Raw genomic sequence first — 21295 nt, 5'->3', positions numbered from 1 at the left:
GATTATGCGGCATCGCGGTCGGCCAGTGCCCCGGGCTTGTTCGCCGGTTGCCGCAGCAGCCAGCGCATGCCTTTCCACAGCGTGCGCCAGACCAGCCAGACCACCAGCGCACCGACCAGGCTACAGGCCACTACGACGATCAATGCCATCCACGGGTGGGCCAGCGCCAGCGCAAGGCCACCCACCACCACCGTGTCTTCGGCTGCCGACGCCACCCAGTTGCTGGCCGGCTCTGGCGAGGTGTTGAGCAGGGCACGGGTGCCGGACTTCAGGCCATGGCTGGCCAGCGCCACGCCAGCGCCGGCAGCCAGCGCCGTGGCACTGAGTTCGCCGTTGGGCGACAACGTGGCGGCGGCCAGGAACGCGCCGGCCGGTACCCGGGCCAGGGTCTGCACCAGGTCCCAGGCCGAGTCCACCCCGGGAATCTTGTCGGCGACGAACTCGGTGATGGCCAGTGCCGCCGAAGTGCCCAGCACCCACCACGACTCGGTAGCCTGCAGTGCCGGCGGCAGCTCGACCCAGCCCAGCAGTCCGGCCAGGCCCACGCCGAAGACGGTGAGGTACACGCGGATGCCGGCCAGCCAGGCCAGCAGGATGCCGATCACGAACAGGTGGGCCTCGGTCATGGCAGGCGCTCCGGCGAAAGTGTGCACAAGCCCACACTATCGGGGATGACGACCCTGAACGCTACTGCCCTACCGGGGTAAGGGGCGATAAATGTGCCAACCCTGATTTACACTAACCAGTCGCTCTTCCCGACAGGGGTCGTGTCGGTATCGCCCAAGCGGCGGTGCCGCCGTATTCGCCATGAACAACCCGACACCTTCCCGCATCCAGATCCGCCGCCCCGGTACCCCGGTGGTGCCCGATCGCCGTCGCCTGCTGATCCTGGCCGGCATCTGGCTGGCCAGCCTGGTCCTGGCCGTGCTGCTGGGCCGCTGGACCGCCGGGCCCGGTGGCGACGCTGGCCGCCGGCTCGACGCCGCTGAGGCCCGCGCGGAAACCCTGCAGAAGCAGGTGGTGGAGCTGCAGCAGACCCAGGCCACCCTGCAGGCCTCGGACCGGATCAGCCGCGCCGCCAACAACGAGGTGCAGACCTCGCTGGGCGAGCGCGACGAGGAAATCGCCGGCCTGCGCGCCGACGTGGCCTTCTACGAACGCCTGGTCGGCGCCACCAGCCAGCGCAAGGGCCTGAACACCCACTCCATCGAATTTTCGCCCGAAGCCGGCGGCACCTGGCAGTACGCCGTGGTGCTGACCCAGAACCTGAATCGTGGTGCGATCAGCCAGGGCCAGATGCGTTTTACGGTTGAAGGCGTCAAGGATGGCAAGTTGACCTCGGTCAGCTGGGACGAGCTGCACCAGCGCACCAAGGTGCCGGGCCAGGATTACTCCTTCCGGTACTTCCAGCAGCTCACCGGCAGCGTCATGTTGCCCAAGGACTTCACCCCGCAACGTGTGCGGGTCACGCTGGGAACCGGCGCAGGGGGCGCCACCCAGGTATTCGACTGGAAGCAGGCCGGAGCACCGGCTGCAGCAACGGCAAAAGAAGGGGAGTAGGCCTATGTTTGGCAGCAACAAATCCAACCGCGACGGGCATCTGGTCGTGGACGCGCTGATCGGCGCGCAGGTGGTGATCCGGGGAGATGTGGAATTCAGCGGTGGCCTGTATGTGGAAGGCACCATCCTGGGCAAGGTGATCGCCCAGGACGGCGCGACCAATGCCACCCTCACGCTGGCAGAGCAGGGCAGCATCGAGGGCGAAATACGTGCCCACGTGGTGGTGATCAGCGGCCGGCTGGATGGCGATGTGCACGCCAGCGAGCGGGTCGAACTGACCCCCAGCGCCCGCGTCACCGGCAATGTCCACTACCAGGTGGTGGAAATGAACGCCGGGGCCCAGCTCACCGGCCGCCTGATCCATGGCGGCGCCCAGATGGCGCTGCCGCCGCCGGCCGACGAGGGCAGCGAGAAGGACGGCAACGCCCGCAGGAAGCTCGCCGAAGCGATGGCCTGAACGGCCGGTGCTTGAAAGCGTGCCCATGCACCCCCATGCTGGGTGCATGAGCACGCTAGTTTCCCTGCCCGGCGCCCCCGTCCCCGCCGCCGCGCCGAATTACCAGTCGCTGGACCGTCCCCTGAACTTCACCGAAGCCGCTGCGGCCAAGGTCAAGGAGCTGATCCAGGACGAGGCCAGCGATGCGTTGGCCCTGCGCGTCTACATCCAGGGTGGTGGCTGTTCCGGTTTCCAGTACGGTTTCGAGTTCGACGAGAACCGTGCCGAGGACGACCTGGCCGTGGATACCAACGGCGTGACCCTGCTGGTCGACCCGCTCAGCCTGCAGTACCTGATGGGCGCCGAAGTGGACTACACCGAAAGCCTGACCGGCGCGCAGTTCGTGATCCGCAATCCGAACGCGAAAACCACCTGCGGCTGCGGCAGCAGTTTCAGCATGTGACCGCCGCAGCGGTGCTGTACCGCACCGCTTGCTGTTCCGGTTGAATAGCGGCAGGCTTCAGGGATGTCCAATGTCTCCTTGCCGCTTGCCGGTTTTGCCTTCACCACCGAACCCCTTGAACGCGCCGATACCCTGCGCGACGACGCCGATGCGTTGTTGCGGCTATGGCCGCAGGCGCACGTCCTTGTGCTGGACCCCGATGGCCGCGCGCTGGCCGGCGACGACGGCCAGCCACTGGCGCTGACCGGCGCCCAGGTGGGCGGCGGCCCCGGCACGGCCATCTTCCTCGGCCTGCGCGGCGAGCAGGCGTGGTTCTCGGTCGAATCCGCTGCTGTCGATGCCACGGCCCCGCAGCGCGTGGACCTGCGCGAATCGGCCACCACCTGGTCGGCCGCCGATGCCAGCGCCTTCTGCTATGCCCGCGGCATGTCGTACTGGCATTCGCGCACCCGCTTCTGCGGCGTGTGCGGCGGTGCCGTGGCTTTCACCCGCGGCGGCTTCATCGGCCGCTGCGCCAAGTGCAACACCGAACACTACCCGCGCGTGGACCCGGCGGTGATCGTGGCGGTGGAAAACAATGGCCGCCTGCTGCTCGGCCGCCAGGCCAACTGGGCGCCGCGCCGGTATTCGGTGCTGGCCGGGTTCGTCGAGCCGGGCGAATCGCTGGAACAGACCGTGGTCCGCGAAGTCTTCGAGGAAAGCCGGGTGCGGGTGCGCAGCTGCCGCTATCTGGGCACCCAGCCGTGGCCGTTCCCGGGCGCGCTGATGCTGGGCTTCAGCGCAACGGGCGAAGACGACGTGCCCACCGTGGATGGCGAGCTGGAGGATGCGGGCTGGTTCAGCGCCGAGGAAGTGGGGGCGGCGCTGGCCCGCGATATCGAGGACGACGGGGTGGGCATCCGCCTGTCGCCGCCGATCTCGATATCACGCAGCCTGATCGAGCATTGGTACCGCAACCAGGTGAGCTGATCGGGCGCCACGTTGCCGCAGCCTGAACACGGGGCGGCATACATTACCTGTGGCCCGGGGAATTGCCGGGTCCCAAGGCATAGTAGCGCCCAGAAACCGAACGGAGGCCGTCATGTTCACCACCCTGGTCGCAGTACTGGTCGCCTTGGCCCTGGGCCATGTCGCACCTGCCGCGGCCGTGGCGCTGCGCCGGTTCGGCGGGTACCGACGCTGGCTCCAGTGGCTGGACGCGCACGCGGCCGAAACCGGCTTCTGGCGCGGGCGCCAGGGCTGGGCGGTGGCGGTGATTCCGTTCGTGCTGGCGCTGGCGCTGCTGCAGTGGGCGCTGCATGACCGCCTGTTCGGCCTGCCATCGCTGCTGCTGGGCATCGCCACGCTGGTGATCTGCTGGGGCCCGCGCGACCTGGACCGCGACGTGGAAGCGGTGATCGACGCCGACGACGCACACGCCCGGCATGCGGCCATCGGCCAGCTGCAGTCCGCCGGCGGCAGCCTGCACGAAGACGTGCCCTCGCTGGTGGAAGCCACCGTACTCAATGCACTGCGGCGCTGGTTCGCGGTGCTGTTCTGGTTCCTGCTGCTGGGCCCGGTGGGCGCGCTGGCTTACCGGCTGCTCGCGCTGCTGGCGGTGGGGCCCATGCGCTCACTGGCCGACGTTGAGACGGTGGTTGGCGCGCGCCAGGTACTGCCCTGGCTGGAATGGCCGGTGGCGCAGCTGATGTCGCTGTCGATGGCGCTGGTGGGCAACTTCGATACGGCGTACAAGGCCTGGCGCGAGGCGCACGGCAATAGTTGGGCGGCTTCCACGGATTTCCTGGGCGCCGTGGCACGCGCCAGCGTCAGCGCCGAGCTGCGCGAAGACGCGCACGATTACAGCGATGCGGGCATGGTGCCGGTATGGCGCCGGCTGCCCGAGCTGCGTGATGCAATGAGCCTGGTCTGGCGCATGCTGCTGCTGTGGATGGCCGCGCTGGCGTTGCTGGTGATCGCGGGTTGGGTGACTTAGGGCGCCAATGCCGTGAAGGGTGCCCACGGCAGGTTGCGCAGCACCGCGTAACCGACCAGCAGCACCAACCAGAACGTGGGATTGGCCAGCACCCGCATCAGCGGGTCCAGTGCGCGCATGCGCAGGCCCGCGTTGTTGAGCAGCATCAGCAGCAGGAATGGCAGCGAAATCACCAGCAGCGGATTCATCGCCATCGCGCCGGACCAGTCCAAGTGCACCAACGAATACAGGCAGCGGGTGCTGCCGCAACCAGGGCAATATAACCCGGTCAATGCATACAGCGGGCAGCCCGGCAGTGGGCTGTTGCTGGCATACGGGCTGACATGGCGCAGCACCACGGTCGCGCCCACGGCCAGCCCGGCACTGATGGCCAGCGGCGCCCAACGCGACAGGGTGGAACGGGAAGGCATCGTCATGACGGCAGAACGGCCCGAGCCGGGCACCCCGTGCGGGCGCCGGACCGGGCCGTCCAGGAGGCGATCAGTAGTTGCCGCCGCCCAGCGCGCCGCCGATGCCCATCACCACGACCAGGATGATGTAAAGCACGATGGCCACGACGCCGATGATGGCCGACCACATGGCCCACTTCTTGGCGTTGTTCGACGATTCCTGTGCGCCGGCGATGTCACCTGCAGCCAGCTTGCCGTTGACCTGTGCGGCATACACGATCGACACGATGCCGGCCGGCAGGCAGCAGAACAGGGTGGTCAGGATGGCCCAGACCAGGTTGTTGGGGACTTGTGGGGCAGTGGCGTTCATGGGTGAAGCTCCATTTTCTGGGGTGAGTTGAATGTAGGGTGTTTCACAGGTCGGAAAGAGCGCCCAGCGCGGCCATGCCGCCAAACAGGCCAAACCACAACAGCAGCAGTACGGGCATGGCGAGTGCCGATGCCAATGCCCATCCGCCGGCCTTGCGCGATGCGTCGTAGGCGCCGGCCAGGTCGCCGGCCGCGCGGCGGCCATCGACCTGGGCCGCGTACACGATCGACACTACGCCCAACGGCAGGCAGCAGAACAACGTTGTCAGGATCGCCCAGACCAGATGGTTGGGGACGACAACGCCCGGTGGGGTGGGTGGTGGCAGATGATTCAAGTACGACTCCATTCCATTGGCTGTCTCTTGGCATCTCCCAACGCCAATCGACACCCCCTATGGGCGGTAATCTACCCGATGTTCCCCGCGATGTATGCGTTTACATGACAGCAGCACTGGATTTTTTCCCCTGTGGGCGCGGACGGATGCCGGCTGTTTTGTGACCCTTTGCTGTCAGATCCGCCGGCTTTTGCCATTTTCAGCCGTGATCGCCGCGCAGCGTGCGGACCTGCGCTTCCAGCCCCTCGGCGGTGGCAGTGGCGCCCTCGACCGGCGGGCCGGCGATCACTTCAACGTGGGCGCGCAGACGGCGTGGCACGCGCATGCGCCCCAGCCGGGTGTCGCGCCGGCTCCACATGCTGGCCCACATGCCGCGCAGGGCCATCGGCACCACTGGCACCGGCCGACGTTCGAGAATCTTTTCCACGCCGGATTTGAATGCGGCCATCTCGCCATCGCGGGTCAGCGCGCCTTCGGGGAAGATGCAGACCAGCTCGCCGTCGGCCAACGCCTTGTCCACCTCGTCGAACGCGGCCTGCATCAGCGCAGGGTTCTCGCGTGCGCCGGCAATGGGAATGGCCTTGGCGGTGCGGAATATCCAGCGCATCACCGGGATGTTGAAGATCTTGTAATACATGACGAAACGCACCGGGCGCGGAATCGTCGCCGACAGGATCAGTGCGTCCATGTAGCTGACGTGGTTGCACACGATCAGCGCGGCACCTTCGTCTGGCACGTTGGCTTCGATGCCGTGCGGGCGCAGCCGGTACAGGAAGCGCACCATCACCCAGCTGAGGAACCGCATCAGGAATTCGGGGACGATGGTGAAGATGTAGATCGCCACCACCGCATTGGCGATCGCCAGCGCCAGGAACAGCTGCGGGATGGTCCAGTGCAGGAACTTCTGCGTGGCCAGTGCGATCATCGCCGCGGCGACGATGAAGCCGGAGTTCTGTATGTTGAGCGCGGCGAACACGCGTGACATTTCCGATTTCGGCGTGCGGCTCTGGATCAGTGCGAACAACGGCACCACGAAGAAGCCGGTGAACAGGCCGATGCCCACCAGGTCGATGATGATGCGCACGCTGCCCGGCGCGGCCACGAAAGCGGCCACGCTCAACCCGGCGGTGGTCGCAGTGCCGGCGCGCGCGAAGTACAGGTCCAGCATGAAAGCGGTCATACCGAATGCACCCAGCGGTACCAGGCCGATTTCAACGGTGCGCCCGGACAGCTTTTCGCACAGCAGCGAACCCACGCCGGTGCCGACCGAGAACAGCGCCAGCGCGAAGATATACAGCGTCGGTTCGCCACCGAGGTTGACCACCGCATAGGTGGGCAGCTGCGAGGTGAGCATGGTGCCGACGAACCAGAACCAGGACACGCCCAGGATGGCGTTGGCCACCGCCTTCTGTTTCTTGGCCAGGCGCAGCACCGCCAGCGATTCGGGAATGGGGTTCCAGTTGATCTTCAGGTCGGGCGCGCCGGCATCGACCTTGGGGATCATGCGCGCGGTGATGTTGCCGGCAATGGCCAGCGCGATCACCGCGGTTGCCGCCACGATCGGGCCGAAGCTGCCGGCCAGGGTGAAGATGATGCCGCCGCTGATCATGCCGGTCAGGATCGACATGGAGGTGCCCATCTCGACCAGGCCATTGCCGCCGGTGAGCTCCTCGGGCTTGAGCACCGACGGCAGCACCGAATACTTCACCGGGCCGAACAGGGTGGACTGCAGCCCGGTGCAGAACAGGGCACCAAGCAGTATCGGCATGTTCTGGGTGAGGAAGCCGACCGCCGCCAGCGACATGATCGCGATCTCCATCGTGGTGGTGATCACGATCAGGCGCGATTTCTCCAGCTTCTCGGCGATCTGCCCGGCCAGGGCGGAGAACAGGAAGTAGGGCAGGATGAAGATCGCAGGTGCCAGCGTGGTGTACAGCGACTGTTCGGCCTGGCTGACGCCGAGGTAGAACAGCAGGCCGATGATGGCCTGGCGGTACACGTTGTCATTGAACGCACCCAGCGACTGCACGATGAAGAAGGGCAGGAAGCGGCGCTGCTTGAGCAGGGCGAACTGACTGTGGCCGGACATGGAATCTCCTTGCGAACCGGCGAACCTTAACATGCAGCCGGGCAGAGCCCGGCTCTACCGCGTAGAGCGGGGCTCTGCCCCGCTGCTGACTTCGTTCGCGGCCGCGCGCAGCTTGGGCAGCAGGCGCAGCATCAGGCCGATCTGGGTGCGGATGAGCTGCAGCTTGGGCGGCATCTCATCATTGAGCTGCTCCAGCTGTTCGGCCAGGGCACGGTCGCCCTCGTTGGCCGCTTCGTCCACCGGCTCACGCCGTTCCAGCGCGCCGGCGATCTGCTGCATGGCCTGCTGCACGCGCTCGCCGCTGGAACGGGCCAGTGGGTCCTGGGCGTAGCTGTCCAGCTGGGCGCGATGGGCGCCGAGTGCGGACAGGTGACCGAGCAGGGTGTTGGAGAGGGCCAGGAAGCGGAAGCCGGCATCCAGGTTGCCGCGCACGTGCCCCGGCTCGCGCAGCATGTTCGACAGCGCGGTGGACAGGGCCACATCGGCGTTGTGCATGTCGCGGCGGGCGATGCGGTAGGCCAGGTCGTCCTGCATGCCGCTGCCGTATTGGCCGAGCACGGCCTTGAGGTAACCGGCGCAGCGCTCGAGCACGCGCGCCATGACCAGGTCCAGGCGCCGGCCCTGCCAGTCGGGCAGGATCAGGAACGCGGCGGCGGCGGCGATGGCGCAGCCGAGCAGGGTGTCGATCAGGCGCGGCCAGATCAGCAGGAAGCCATCGCCGATGAGGTTGAAGCAGGTCAGCGCCATCACGGTGATCGCCGCCGAGGCGACCAGGTAGCGGTCGCTGCGGGTGAAGAAGAACAGCAGTGCCGAGAGCAGGGCGATCAGCAGTTCGATGCGCAGGTCTTGGAAAAGCTGCATCAGCGCCCAGGTGAGCACCAGGCCGATCAGGGTGCCGGCGATGCGCTGGGCAAGCCGCTGCCGGGTAGCGCCGAAGTTGGGGCGGCACACGAACACGATGGTGAGCAGCACCCAGGACCCGTTCTGGGCATTGAACAGACGAATGGCGGCAAAGCCGACGATCAGCGCCAGCGCCATGCGCAGGCCGTGCCGGAACAGCAGCGAGCCGGGGGTGAGCTGCTGGCGGATGCGCACGCCCATTTCGCGCAGGGTGTGCGGGTTGGTGTCGCGCAGGCGGGTGTCGACGTTGTCCAGGGTGGATTCGGACTGGGCCGCTTCGGACAGGCGGCGTTCGATGCTCTGCAGGTTGTGGCCGAGCAGTTCCAGCGAGGAGAGCAGCCGCTGCCATTGCGGGTTGTGCTGGTCGCGCAGCCAGGCGAGCGAGTCGGTCAGGTCGGCGGTGGCCTGACGGGTGCGGTCGCCGTACTGGAACGGGCGGCGCAGGCGGATGGCGGTGCCGAGGTTGGCGCAGGCTTCGCCCTGCAGGGCGAGCAGGCGCTGGCAGCGGTACAGCACGTCGCTGTGGAAGAAGGCGTCGGTGAGCGCGCCATAGGGGTAGTGCGAGGAGCTGGCGCGTTCATGGAAGTCCTGGGCCATGTAGTACAGGCGCAGGTACAGCCCGGACTGCACGCCGGGGCGGCCGGAGCGGCCGAACCGGGCAAGGATGGCGGTCTTGGCGATGTTGAGGGCCTCGACGACGCGGCGGTTCTGTTCGGCCAGGGCCAGCTGGCGCTTCTGCACATCGGCATCGCGCACCGGTTCGAACAGGTCGGCCTTGAGCTGCAGGTAGCGGCCCAGTTCGAGGTACAGGCGGGCCAGGCGCTCGCGTACGGGACGGTTGGCGAACAGGGCGGTCCACAGGATGGAGAGCAGGCCATACCAGAGGGCGCCGGCCAGCAGGTGGCTGACGGCGGTAACGGCCTGGGCGCGGTCGGCGGCGCCGTGCTGTTCCAGGCCGATCATGGTGTAGATGGCGAGGGTGACGGTCGCTTGGGCGATGGAGGCGTAGCGTTCGCCGAGCGCCCCGAGCAGGGTCAGGCCGAAGGTGGACAGGGCCAGGGCGGCAATGAACAGCCAGGGCCAGGCGAACAGTTCGACCACCGCAGCGGCGGCGATGACGAAGCAGAGCAGCGACAGGGCGACCGATTTGGTGCGGCCCCACCAGTTGTCGTCGGTTTCGGCAATGGCGCTGGCAATGATGCCCAGGAACACGCCGGGCAGGGCGGGCAGCTGGTCCAGGTGCCAGCACACGCCCATGGCCACGGACAACGCAATGAACACCCGCAGCCCGTAGCTGGCCTTCTCATGCGCCCACAGGCGACTCAGACGGGATTCTCGGGCGGACATGCGGACTCGTGGGGCGGGGGCGCCTCATTATTGCGTCATCGCAGTGAAGCCGACATAGCCGGTTGGTAGCAGTGGGGCCTCGAAGCCAAAGCCAGAGCCAAAGCCGTGACGTGCAGGTGTCCTCGGTTTGGGCCGGCGGGTGTGGGTGGCCGAAGGAAAGCCAGTCCAAGGCGTAGAGCCAGGCCCTGCCTGGCTGCCAAAGCGGCCGCCGACGTCGACCTGGCCGCTGACGGACTTCCGCTACGCGCGTGCGGCGCGCCTGATCAATGCTTTTTCGCGTCGGCGCGTACGCCACGCGCGCCAATGCTGCTGCAGGCACGAGAAGATCACATACAGTGCCGGCGTGCTCAGCAGGGTCAGGCTCTGCGAGAACAGCAGGCCGCCGATCATCGCGATGCCCAGCGGCCGGCGCAGCTCCGAACCTTCGCCCAGGCCGATGGCCAGCGGCACCGCCGCCAGGATCGCCACCATGGTGGTCATCATGATCGGGCGGAAGCGCACGATGCTGGCCTCGCGCACCGCTTCCAGCGGGCTCTTGCCGTGCTCGCGCTGGGCCACCACCGCGAAGTCGATCATCATGATCGCGTTCTTCTTGACGATGCCGATCAGCAATACCAGCGCGATCATCGAAATCACCGACAGCTCGGTGTTGGTCACGAACAGCGCCAGCAGCGCGCCCACGCCTGCCGCCGGCAGCGTGGACAGGATCGTTACCGGGTGCACCAGGCTTTCGTACAGCATGCCCAGCACCAGGTACACGGTGATGACGGCGGCCAGCACCAGGATCAGCATCGAATTGGGGTTGAGCTGCACGTTGAAGCCGCCGCCATCGTTGATGCGGATATCGCCGGGCAGGCGCAGCCCGTCCACGGTGGCCTTGATGATCGCCTCGCCTTCGCCGGTGCTCACGCCTGGGGCCAGGTTGTAGCTCAGGTCCATGGTGGTGTACTGGTTCTGGTGGGTGATCTGCGGCGGGGCCAGCCCCGGTACCTGGCGCGCGACGGCGGTGATGGGAATCATCTCGCCGTTGCCGGCCCGCACATGGATTTCATCCAGCGCACGCGGGGTGGCGGTCTGTTCCGGCAGCGCGTTGACCACCACGCTGTACTGGTTGATGTCCGAATAGATCGTGGAAATCTGGCGCTGGCCGAACGCGCCGTACAGCGCGCCATCGATCGCACCGACCGATACGCCCAGGCGCGCGGCCTTGGCCCGGTCGATCTCGATGTTCTGGCGCAGCCCGGCGGTGTCCACGTCGGTGCCGACGTCGCGCAGCATGGGGTTCTTCTTCAGCGCGGCCTGCACCTTGGGCAGCCATTCCTGCAGCTGGGCCAGGTCGTTGCCCTGCAGCGATACCCGGTACTGCGCGCCCTGGCTGTTGCCACCGCCGCCATCGCTGGGAAGATCCTGGATGGCGCGCAGGCGCAGTTCCAGGTCCGGGTAACGGTCGGCCTTGGCGCTCAGCCGCGCCAGGGCCTGCGCGGTGGTTTCGCGGCGGCCTTCCTTGCGCGTCTTCAGTTCGATGTTGAACTGCGCGCTGGAGCCCTGGCGGCCGCTGCCCAGGCGCACGCCCACGGTCTTCACCGCCGGGTCGGCCATCAGCATGTCGGTGATGCGGCGCTGGCGGTTGACCATGTCTTCGAAGGAAACCGTGGCGCTGGAGTTGGCGCGGCCCCAGATCAGGCCGGTGTCCTGTGGCGGGAACGAGCCCTTTTTGACCGCACCGGCCAGCATCACCGTGGCCACGATCAGCAGGATCGGGGTCAGCGACAGCAGCAGCGCGTGGCGCAGCGAGAAATCCAGGCAGACCGTGTACACGCGCAGCATGCGTTCGTGCGTGGCATCCAGGAAACGACCGATCCGCGAGGGCTTGTCCGGTTCGGTATGCGCGCTCAGGAAGCGGCTGCACAGGGCGGGGGTGAGCGTGAGCGAGACGATCATCGATACGACGATGGCGGCGACCAGCGTCACGGTGAACTCGCGGAAGAACGCGCCGACCATGCCGCTGGCAAACAGCAGCGGAATGAACACCGCCACCAGCGAAGCGGTGATGGAGACGATGGTGAAACCGATCTCGCGCGCGCCGGTCAACGCCGCCTGCATGCGTGGCATGCCCTCGTCGAGGTGGCGCATGATGTTTTCGATCACCACGATCGCGTCATCGACCACGAAGCCGATCGCGATCACCAACGCCAGCAGGCTCAGGTTGTTCAGGGTGAAACCGAACACGTACATCACCAGGGCCGCACCGGCCAGCGACAACGGCACGGTGATCGCCGCGATCAGCGTGGGCGCCAGCCGGCGCAGGAACAGCGCCATGGTCAGGATCACCATCGCCAGGCTGATCAGCAGGGTGATCTGCACTTCGTGCAGCGACGAGCGGATGGTCGGGGTGCGGTCGAAGTACGGGGTGAGCGTGGTGCCCGGCTGCAGGTAATCGCGCAGCATCGGGATCTGCGCCTTGACCCGGTCCACCGTCTCCACGATGTTGGCCCCGGCGCGGGTGAACACGTACATCACCACCGCCGGCTTGTGGTCGAACCAGGCCGCCTGGTAGGCATCCTGCTGGCCGTCGTAGACGTTGGCCACGTCCTTCAGGCGGATCACCCGGCCATCGTCCTGGGTCTTGATCACCAGGTTGGCGAAGTCGGCCGCGCGCGCCACCGAATCGTTGGCGATGATCGCCGTGGTGGTGTTGCCATCGGTCAGGAAGCCGGTAGGCGAGGTCACGTTGGCCGCGCGCACCGCGTTGCGCAGGTCGTCGGGAGTGAGATTCAGCGCGTTGAGCAGGCGCAGGTTGACGTCCACGCGCACCGCCGGGGTGGAGGCGCCGGCGATATCCACCGACGACACCCCGCTGATCTGGCGGATGCGCTGGGCCAGCAGCGAATCGGCCACGTTGTAGAGCTCATCGGCCGATTGCGTCTGCGAGGTCAGCGCGATGGCGATCACCGGATCGTCGTTCGGGTTGGCCTTCTGGAACATCGGCGAACCCAGCCCGGAGGGCAGGTCGGCCTGCGCCGAGTTGATCGCGGTCTGCACGTCCAGCGCGGCCGAATCGATGTCCACCCCGCTCTGGAAGATCATGAAGACCAGTGAGCTGCCTTCGGAGCTGGACGAGCGCATCTGGTCCACGCCGGGCAGCTGGCCCAGGTGGCGTTCCAGCGGCGCGGTGACCGTGGAGGCCATGGTGGTGGCATCCGCCCCGGACTGGCTGGCGTGCACGAAGATCACCGGAATCTGGATGTTCGGCAGCGCCGACACGCCCAGTTTCAGGTAGCACATCAACCCCACCACGAACAGGCCGATGGCCAGCAGTGCGGTGCCGATCGGGCGGCGGATGAACGGGCCGGAGATGTTCACGCGCGGTCCTGGGTGGCGGCATGGCGCAGCGCGCGCTGTTCACGGCGCTCGCGCAGCCATTCGGAATAGCGCTCCATGTACAGGTAGATCACCGGCGTGGTGTACAGCGTGACCAGCTGCGAGATCAGCAGGCCACCGACAATCGCGATGCCCAGCGGGCGGCGCAGCTCCGACCCGATGCCGGTGCCCAGGGCCAGCGGCAACGCGCCCAGCATGGCCGCGGCGGTGGTCATCATGATCGGGCGGAAGCGCAGCAGGCAGGCGCGGCGGATCGCTTCGTGCGCGTTGGCACCGGCACGGCGCGCTTCGATGGCGAAGTCCACCATCATGATGCCGTTCTTCTTGACGATGCCGATCAGCAGCACGATGCCGACGATGCCATCCACCGACAGGCTCAGCCCGCACACCATCAGCGCCAGCAGCGCGCCCACGCCGGCCGGGGGCAGGGTAGAGATGATCGTGATGGGGTGGATGTAGCTTTCATACAGCACGCCCAGCACGATGTAGATCACCACCAGCGAGGCCAGCAGCAGCCACACCACATCGGTCTGGCTGCCGGTGAATTCCGCCGCCTTGCCGATGAACTGCGCATGCACCTGCGCCGGCATGTCCAGGCTGGCGCGGGTCTCTTCGATCGCCTTGACCGCATCGGACAGCGAGTAACCCGGGGCGACGTTGAACGACACCGTCACCGCCGGCAGCTGCTGCTGGTGGCTGACCACCAGCGGGGTGCTGGTGACCTTGCCTTCGGCCAGTGCCGCCAGCGGGATGATGTTGCCTGCGCCGACCGGAATGCCGGTGTTCTGCGCGCCGATGCCGGTGGCGGTGGACGAGTTTGACGAGGTGACCTGGCCGAAATTGGTGGCGTTGCTGCCGGTCAGCGCGCCGGCGCCATTGGAGGCCACCGCCAGCTGGTTCATCAAGGCGGTGCTGGTGCGGAACTCCGGCGCCACTTCCAGCACCACGCGGTACTGGTTGAGCTCGGTGAAGATGGTGGAAATCTGGCGCTGGCCGAAGGCGTCGTACAGGGTGTCATCGATGGTCTGCATCGGCACGCCCAGCACGCTGGCCTTGTCGCGGTCGATGGTCAGCTCCAGCGCGCGGCCCTGGTTGGACAGGTTGTTGTCCACATCGGCCAGCTCCGGGCGCTGGCGCAGCGCCTCGGTCAGCCGGGTGGCCTGCAGCGCGACCTGCGCGCTGTCCACGTCCGACAGCGAGTACTGGTATTCGGTGGCGGCCACGCGGGTATCCAGGGTCACGTCCTGCACCGGCTTGAGGTACAGCGCCACACCGGGAATGCCGGCCACGGCCTGCTGCAGGCGCGGCAGGATCTCATCCAGTCCGTCGCGGTCGCCACGCTCCTTCAGCACGATCGACAGCTGGCCCTGGTTGAGGGTGGGGTTCATGCTGCCGGCGCCGATGAAGGCGGCAACGCCGGTTACCGCCGGGTCATTGCGCAGCGCTTCGGCCACCGCCTTGGTGCGCTGTTCCATCTGCGGGAAGGCGATGTTCTGGTCGGCCTGGACCACGCCGGTGATCAGCCCGGTGTCCTGCTCGGGCAGCAGGCCCTTGGGAATGACGATATACAGCACCACCGTCAAAACCAGTGCGCCGGCAGCCACCGCCAGGGTCATGCGCTGGTGGTCAAGCACCCAGTCCAGGCTGCGTTCGTACAGGCCCACGGTGCGGCTCCACACGGTCTGCTTGCCGGCGGCGTGGGCGCGCTCATGCGCATCCTCGCCTTCGGGCAATGCGTCGGGCTTGAGCAGGTAGGCGCACATCATCGGGGTGAGCGTCAGCGAGATCAGCATCGACAGCACCACCGCGATGCTCAGCACCCAGGCGAACTCATGGAACAGCCGCCCGGTCACGCCCGGCATCAACAGCAGCGGCAGGAACACCGCCACCAGCGACACGGTCAGCGACAGGACGGTGAAGCCGATCTGGCGCGCGCCGATTTCGGCCGCTTCCGGGCCACTCTTGCCCTGTTCGATGTACCGCACGATGTTCTCGATCATCACGATCGCATCGTCGACCACGAAGCCGGTGGCCACCACCAGCGCCATCAGCGACAGGTTGTCCAGCGACATGCCGGCAAACGCCATCACCCCGAAGGTGCCCGCCAGCGACAGCGGCACCGCCACCGAGGGAATGATCGTGGCCCACAACCGGCGCAGGAACACGAAGATCACCGCCACCACCAGACCGATGGTCAGGATCAGGGTGAACTGCACTTCATGCACGGACGCGCGGATGGTTTCGGTGCGGTCGGAGAACACGTCCAGGTGCACGTCGGCCGGCAGCACGTTCTGCAGCTGCGGCATCAGCGCGCGGATGCGCTCCACGGTCTGCACGATGTTGGCGCCGGGCTGGCGGCGGATCTCCAGCAGCACTGCCGGCTTGCCATCGGCCCAGGCAGCCAGCTGGTCATTCTCGACCCCGTCGATCACCTGCGCCACGTCCGACAGCCGCACCGGCGCGCCGTTCTTGTAGCTGATGATGGTCTCGCGGTACTCGGCCGCGCTGGTCAGCTGGTCGTTGGTGCCGATGCTGTAGGACTGGGTCTTGCCGTTGAGCGAGCCCTTGGGCGCATTGACGTTGGCCTGGGTCAGCGCGCTGCGCAGGTCTTCCAGGGTCAGGCCCATGTTGGACAGCTGCGCCGGGTTGACCTGGATGCGCACGGCCGGGCGCACGTTGCCGGCAATGGAGACCAGGCCCACGCCCTGCACCTGCGACAGGCGCTGGGCCAGGATGGAATCGGCGTAGTTGTTCACATCGCGCAGCGGGCGCGTGTCGGAGGTGAGTTTGAGGGTGATGATCGCCGCATCGGCCGGATTCACCCGGTTGTAGACCGGCTGGTAGGGCAGCGACGAGGGCAGGGTGGCCTGGCGGATTGCCGCCTGCACGTCCTGCGCGGCGATGTCGATGTCCCGGTCCATCGAGAACTGCAGGATGATCGTGGACAACCCTGCCGACGAATCGGAGGTCATCAGCTCCAGCCCGGAGATCTGCCCGAACTGGCGCTCCAGCGGCGTGGTCACCAGCGAGGCCATGGTGGTGGCGTTGGCGCCGGGGTACTGGGTGGTGACCACCAGGCTGGGCGCATCGATTTCCGGCAGCGCCGACACCGGCAGCTGGCGGTAGCCAAGGATGCCGAGCAGCAGCAGGCCCGCCATCAGCAGCGAGGTGGCGATGGGGCGGCGGATGAAGATCGTCGAAAAGCCCACGGGCGGATCCTTGCTGTTACGTCAAACGGCGATGCGGAAAACCAACGCCGGCCACCGGGCCGGCGTTGCGGATGCGGCGTGCACGGTCAGCGTGGGCCGCCACCACGGCGACCACCAGGACCCTGCTTCTGCGCAGCGGCCTTGAGTTCGGCTTCGGTCGGCGCGGCCGGGGTTTGGCCCGGCTTCAGCGCGGTGACCTTGCTGCCCGGCTTGAGCCGGAACTGGCCTTCGCTCACCACCCGCTCGCCGCCCTTCAGGCCTTCGGTAACCTGCACGTGGCTGTCGCCCACTTCCACACCGCTCTTCACGGTCTGCATGGCCACCGTGTTGTCCGGCTTGACGATGTAGACGTACTCGCCATCAGGGCCGCGCATCACCGCCTGGGTGGGAATGACCACGCCGCCGGCAATCGTGCGCAGCTGCATGCGCACGTTGACGAACTGGCCCGGCCACAGCCGGTTGTCCTTGTTGTCGAACAGGGCGCGGGCGCGGAAGGTGCCGCTGTCGCTGCTGATCTGGTTGTCCACCACGTCCAGCGTGCCGCCATCGGTGAGCACGTGCGAATCGTTGCGGTCCAGCGCGGCAATCGTCACCCGGCCGGCCTGCTGCGCCTGGCGCACCTCCGGCAGCTGGCGCTCGGGCAGGTTGAACACCACGTGGATCGGATGTATCTGGGTCAGGGTGACCAGTGCGGTTCCGGCGCTGACCACATTGCCGGCGTCGACCGCGCGGATGCCGGCAATGCCGGAAATGGGCGCGGTCACGCGGGTGTACTGCAGCTGCACCTGGGCCGCGCGCATGCTGGCCTCATTGGCCGCTACCGCGCTTTCGTACTGGGCCACCTGGTTGCGCTGGGTGTCCAGGTCGGTCTTGGCCACGTACTGGCGGTACTCGGGCGAATTGGAGCGCTGGAAGTTCGAGCGTGCCGTGGCCAGCTGGGCCTGGTTCTGCTTCTTGGCTGCGGCGGCCTCGTCATAGCTGGCCTGCAGCGTGCGCGGATCGATCTGCGCCAGCAGGTCGCCCTGCTTCACTTCCTGGCCCTCCTTGAAGTTCAGGCTGATCAGCTGGCCGCCCACCTGCGGGCTCACCGTCACGGTGTTCATCGCGCTCACCGTGCCCAGCGCGCTGGCATAGACCGGCACGTCCTGGCGCATGGCATCGATCACCGTCACCGGCACCGGGCCGGTGTCGCGCTCGCCGTCCTTGCCGGCCTCGGCCTGCGGACCTGCCTTGGCGTCTTTGCCTTTGCCACCGCCAAGCATGCGCATGCCCACCAGTCCCACTACCAGTACTGCGATCACCAGCAGCACGATCTTCCAGAAACGCGACATTCAAAAACTCCTGAGGCTGGCGAAGGGCGGGGCCCGGTTGGCAGGTATGAAGGATACCCGGCAGCCATGACCTTTAATGCATGACAAATGGGACGGGCGATCAGACCCGCAAGCGCCGGCAAGGTTCAACGGGCCGAACCCCGGCGGCGGCCTCGGCGGCACCCTGCCGCCCCGCCAACCCTCGCCGGTAGCGCCGACTGTCAGTCGGCTGCTCTTCCCCCAACGCCCAGGGGCGCCGAAAGTTACAGCGCAAACCACCGTGATGCCCTACATTCAGGTTCAAAGCACCCAGATCCCCGTGGAGACCCGAATGCCCCGCCTCACGCTGCTGCTGTCCGCCCTGCTGCTTGCCTCGCCCGCGCTGGCTGCCACCGCCCCGGCAGAACGCCCGGAAGTCACCGCCGCCGCCGCCCGCCTGCAGGCCCAGGTGGTGCAGTGGCGCCGCGACTTCCACCAGCACCCGGAGCTGTCCAACCGCGAAGAACGCACCTCGGCCAAGGTCGCCGAACAGCTGCGCGCAATGGGCCTCAAGCCCCGGACCGGCATCGCCCACCACGGCGTGGTGGCCATCATCAAGGGCGGCAAGCCCGGCCCGCGCATCGCCCTGCGCGCGGACATGGACGCGCTGCCGGTGACCGAACAGACCGGCCTGCCGTTCGCTTCCAAGGCCACCAGCACCTATCGCGGCGAGCCGGTCGGTGTGATGCACGCCTGTGGCCATGATGCCCACACCGCCACCCTGCTGGGCGTGGCCGACGCGCTGGTGAAGATGCGCGACAACCTGCCCGGCGAAGTGATGCTGATCTTCCAGCCCGCCGAAGAGGGCGCCCCGTCGCCTGAAGAAGGGGGTGCAGCGTTGATGCTCAAGGAAGGCCTGTTCGCCGACTTCAAGCCCGATGCGGTATTTGGCCTGCACGTGTTCTCCAGCGTCCAGGCCGGGCAGATCGCGGTACGCGGCGGCCCGCTGATGGCTGCTTCGGACCGATTCGGGATCAAAGTGATCGGCCGCCAGACTCACGGCTCGGCGCCTTGGAACGGGGTCGACCCGATCGTGGCCACCGCCGATCTGGTGGGCACCGCGCAGACCATCGTCAGCCGCCGTTCCAACATCTCCAGGCAGCCGGCGGTGGTGTCCTTCGGCGCCATCAAGGGCGGTATCCGCTACAACATCATCCCGGACGAAGTGGAGATGGTGGGCACCATCCGCACCTTCGACGAAGGCATGCGCCAGCAGATCTTCGCCGACCTGCGCAACGTGGCCGAACACACCGCTGCCGCGCATGGCGCCAAGGCGCAGACCGAGATCTACGAAGCCGAAGGCAACCCGGCCACGGTCAACGACCCGGCCCTGACCGCGCGCATGCTGCCCAGCCTGCAGGCCGTAGTGGGTGAGGCCAACGTCTACGAGCCGCCGCTGCAGATGGGCGCCGAAGACTTCTCGCTGTATGCCCAGCAGGTGCCGGGCATGTTCTTCTTCGTGGGTTCCACCAGCGAAGGGATCGATCCGGCGACGGCGCCGGCCAACCACTCGCCGAAGTTCCTGCTGGATGAGAAGGCGTTGGATGTGGGCCTGCGGGCGTTGTTGCAGGTGAGCCTGGATTTCCTCAACAGCCCGAAGCCGGGCTGAGGTCGCACGACCAACGGTCGTGCGCTACTGGCGCAGGTCCCGCACGGTCCGCGCCGGCTGCTCGATGCCGGCGCTGGCCCGCCACGGGTTGATGTCCAATCCACCACGCCGGGTGTAGCGCGCTTCCACTTCCAGCCACTCCGGCTGGCAGCGCAGGGTGATCTCATTGAAGATGCGCTCCACGCACTGTTCGTGGAACTCGGCGTGCTCGCGGTAGCTCACCAGGTAACGCAGCAGCCCCTCGCGGTCGATGCGCGGGCCGCGGTAGCGCACGCTCACGCTGGCCCAGTCCGGCTGGCCGGTGACCGGGCAGTTGGACTTGAGCAGTGCCGAACCCAGCGTCTCGGTCACCACCTGGCCAGCAGTGGCCGACAGGTACTCCGGCGCGGGCGGACCGTAGCGCTCGATCGCCACGTCCAATCCATCCAGCGATTCGCCCTCGGCCGCTTCCACCAGCAACGGCACCCCGAACACCACGCTCACCACCGCCCCGGCACAGGTCGACAGATCGCCGGCAATGCGCTGGCGCGCCTGCTCGTCATCATCGAAGCGGGTGCTGTTGAGCGAGTTGAGGTAGAGCTTGAACGACTTGGATTCGATCAGGTTCGGCGAGGTGCACGGCACACTGATGGTGGCCACGGCCACGCGCGGCTTGCCGCGCCGGTCCAGCCAGCTCAGCTCGTAGGCATGCCAGCGGTCATGGCCGACGAACGGCAGATTGGCCTCGTCCACGCCGATCTCCTCGCGCGCGGCGCGACGGGGGATCGGGAAGAGCAGGGTGGGGTCGTACTGGGAGGGGTAAGCAACCTCGCGACCGAGGCTGGAGTCCTGGGGGGTATTCATGCCGCCATTTTACCGTGGCCCAAGGCTCCCGGTCGCCTGTTCAGAAAACCTCCCGACGCCTTCACGCCTGCGCCATGCCCCATTAACAAGGCCTGTGACACCTTGCCATCCAAGTCGTCCTATTCAAGACGGGAGTGTGTGGATGAGTACCGACAAGAAAGCCGATTTTTCCGGTGTCACCTCCAGCGTGGATACCACCGCGCAGAAGGTGGAAAAGGCTGATTTCTCCGGCGTGACCGCTTCGGTGGATACCACTGCCGAAAAGGTGGGGGGTAGCACCTACACCGTAAAGGCGGGTGATTCGTTGTCGAAGATCGCCAAGAACGAGCTGGGCGATGCCAACGCCTGGAAGAAGATTTTCGAGGCCAACAGCGACGTGCTGAAGGATCCCGACAAGATTTTCCCCGGCCAGACGCTGAAATTGCCGCCGAAGGAATAAGCCCGCTCCGCCTGCAGTCCACTTTCGATTCCCACGGAGGAATTCCATGAAGAAGACGTCCATCAGTACCGCCGTACTTGCCGCCCTGCTGGCCACCGTGGCCTTGGCTGGCTGCAAGAAGAAGGAAGACACCGCCGACAACAACGCCCAGCCGGCTACCCCGGTTGCGACGGCGCCGGCAGAACCAGCCGCGCCGCAGCCGATGACCGCTGCTGCCCCGGTGAGCGTTTCCGCCGTGACGGTGGGCAAGACCGCCGCCGCCGACAAGTCGGTTGCCCCGGTGGCGCTGTTCGGGCCAAAGGACATCATCATCGTTTCCTTCCGCACCGACGGCACCGCCAACAACGTCAACACCGGCGTCAGGTTGACCTATCAGGATGGTCAGGTGGCTGGTGAGAAGACCCAGGCCCTGAACACCACTGGCGCCGACACCACCAACGTCACTTTCGAAAATGCCAATGGCTGGCCGGTGGGCAAGTACCGCGCCGAAGTCACTGTAGATGGTCAGGCGGCAGGAACGCCGCAGGAGTTTGAGGTCAAGTAAGTCCCGCCGACTCTCTCCCGGCACGGGCTCACGATGGACGCAGCCGCGAGGCTGCGTC

At 66.9% G+C, this 21295-nt stretch carries 18 protein-coding genes; 8 read left to right on the top strand and 10 right to left on the bottom strand.

Features of this window, described 5'->3' with window-relative positions; translation table 11 throughout:
* Positions 1–2: 2 nt before the first annotated feature.
* The gene (locus WIX41_RS07500) at positions 3–626 is read right to left on the bottom strand and encodes a DUF4126 domain-containing protein (RefSeq protein ID WP_339446471.1); all 624 of its coding nucleotides are present in this window, start codon (positions 624–626) and stop codon (positions 3–5) included.
* A gap of 181 nt (positions 627–807) precedes the next feature.
* Between WIX41_RS07500 and WIX41_RS07495 the strand changes: the two genes are divergently transcribed.
* From WIX41_RS07495 to ampE, 5 genes are all read left to right on the top strand, one after another.
* Complete coding sequence (locus WIX41_RS07495; RefSeq protein WP_339446470.1) at positions 808–1560, top strand: DUF6776 family protein; 753 nt, start codon at positions 808–810, stop codon at positions 1558–1560.
* Between the two features lie 4 nt (positions 1561–1564).
* Positions 1565–2017 carry a bactofilin family protein gene (locus tag WIX41_RS07490; protein WP_339446469.1) on the top strand — a complete coding sequence of 151 codons (453 nt, stop codon included), beginning with the start codon at positions 1565–1567 and terminating at the stop codon, positions 2015–2017.
* A 46-nt stretch (positions 2018–2063) separates the two neighbouring features.
* Positions 2064–2459 carry an iron-sulfur cluster insertion protein ErpA gene (gene erpA, locus WIX41_RS07485; protein WP_339446468.1) on the top strand — a complete coding sequence of 132 codons (396 nt, stop codon included), beginning with the start codon at positions 2064–2066 and terminating at the stop codon, positions 2457–2459.
* 63 nt (positions 2460–2522) lie between these two features.
* Positions 2523–3428, top strand: a complete 906-nt coding sequence (nudC, locus tag WIX41_RS07480; RefSeq protein WP_339446467.1) for an NAD(+) diphosphatase — start codon at positions 2523–2525, stop codon at positions 3426–3428.
* Between the two features lie 112 nt (positions 3429–3540).
* Positions 3541–4434 carry a regulatory signaling modulator protein AmpE gene (ampE, locus tag WIX41_RS07475; RefSeq protein WP_339446466.1) on the top strand — a complete coding sequence of 298 codons (894 nt, stop codon included), beginning with the start codon at positions 3541–3543 and terminating at the stop codon, positions 4432–4434.
* Here the strand turns inward: ampE and WIX41_RS07470 are convergent.
* The 8 genes from WIX41_RS07470 to WIX41_RS07435 form a co-directional block, all read right to left on the bottom strand.
* On the bottom strand, positions 4431–4850 hold the full coding sequence (locus tag WIX41_RS07470; protein WP_339446465.1) for a DUF2752 domain-containing protein: 420 nt from the start codon (positions 4848–4850) through the stop codon (positions 4431–4433). The two genes, ampE and WIX41_RS07470, sit on opposite strands and share 4 nt — an antisense overlap.
* Before the next feature lie 64 nt (positions 4851–4914).
* Complete coding sequence (locus WIX41_RS07465) at positions 4915–5193, bottom strand: CD225/dispanin family protein (RefSeq protein ID WP_214904460.1); 279 nt, start codon at positions 5191–5193, stop codon at positions 4915–4917.
* Between the two features lie 43 nt (positions 5194–5236).
* Positions 5237–5527 carry a CD225/dispanin family protein gene (locus tag WIX41_RS07460; RefSeq protein WP_339446464.1) on the bottom strand — a complete coding sequence of 97 codons (291 nt, stop codon included), beginning with the start codon at positions 5525–5527 and terminating at the stop codon, positions 5237–5239.
* Between the two features lie 199 nt (positions 5528–5726).
* On the bottom strand, positions 5727–7616 hold the full coding sequence (locus WIX41_RS07455; protein ID WP_339446463.1) for an MFS transporter: 1890 nt from the start codon (positions 7614–7616) through the stop codon (positions 5727–5729).
* A 54-nt stretch (positions 7617–7670) separates the two neighbouring features.
* Complete coding sequence (yccS, locus tag WIX41_RS07450; RefSeq protein ID WP_339446462.1) at positions 7671–9863, bottom strand: YccS family putative transporter; 2193 nt, start codon at positions 9861–9863, stop codon at positions 7671–7673.
* Positions 9864–10103: 240 nt separating this feature from the next.
* Positions 10104–13226 (bottom strand): efflux RND transporter permease subunit, encoded by a 3123-nt coding sequence (locus WIX41_RS07445; protein ID WP_339446461.1) that lies wholly within the window; start codon positions 13224–13226, stop codon positions 10104–10106.
* Complete coding sequence (locus WIX41_RS07440) at positions 13223–16453, bottom strand: efflux RND transporter permease subunit (RefSeq protein WP_339446460.1); 3231 nt, start codon at positions 16451–16453, stop codon at positions 13223–13225. The genes WIX41_RS07445 and WIX41_RS07440 overlap by 4 nt, the downstream gene beginning before the upstream one ends.
* Before the next feature lie 86 nt (positions 16454–16539).
* Positions 16540–17784, bottom strand: a complete 1245-nt coding sequence (locus tag WIX41_RS07435; RefSeq protein WP_339446459.1) for an efflux RND transporter periplasmic adaptor subunit — start codon at positions 17782–17784, stop codon at positions 16540–16542.
* A gap of 310 nt (positions 17785–18094) precedes the next feature.
* On the opposite strand from WIX41_RS07435, the gene WIX41_RS07430 reads away from it, so the two are divergent.
* Positions 18095–19411 carry a M20 family metallopeptidase gene (locus WIX41_RS07430; protein WP_339446458.1) on the top strand — a complete coding sequence of 439 codons (1317 nt, stop codon included), beginning with the start codon at positions 18095–18097 and terminating at the stop codon, positions 19409–19411.
* Between the two features lie 24 nt (positions 19412–19435).
* On the opposite strand, the gene queF is transcribed toward WIX41_RS07430, so the two are convergent.
* Positions 19436–20254, bottom strand: coding sequence for an NADPH-dependent 7-cyano-7-deazaguanine reductase QueF (gene queF / locus WIX41_RS07425; protein WP_339446457.1), 819 nt, complete (start codon positions 20252–20254; stop codon positions 19436–19438).
* A gap of 142 nt (positions 20255–20396) precedes the next feature.
* Here queF and WIX41_RS07420 point away from each other — a divergent pair, with 142 nt between their 5' ends.
* Positions 20397–20693 (top strand): LysM peptidoglycan-binding domain-containing protein, encoded by a 297-nt coding sequence (locus WIX41_RS07420; protein WP_214904439.1) that lies wholly within the window; start codon positions 20397–20399, stop codon positions 20691–20693.
* Positions 20694–20739: 46 nt separating this feature from the next.
* A complete protein-coding gene (locus WIX41_RS07415; RefSeq protein WP_214904436.1) occupies positions 20740–21237 on the top strand; it encodes a hypothetical protein in 498 nt (165 codons plus the stop codon).
* Positions 21238–21295 lie beyond the last annotated feature (58 nt).

Origin of the sequence: Stenotrophomonas sp. AB1(2024) (assembly GCF_037482345.1) — a bacterium.
GTDB lineage: Bacteria > Pseudomonadota > Gammaproteobacteria > Xanthomonadales > Xanthomonadaceae > Stenotrophomonas.
Note: the sequence above shows the minus strand (reverse complement) of the source record. Positions and strands in the feature narration are given on the sequence as shown.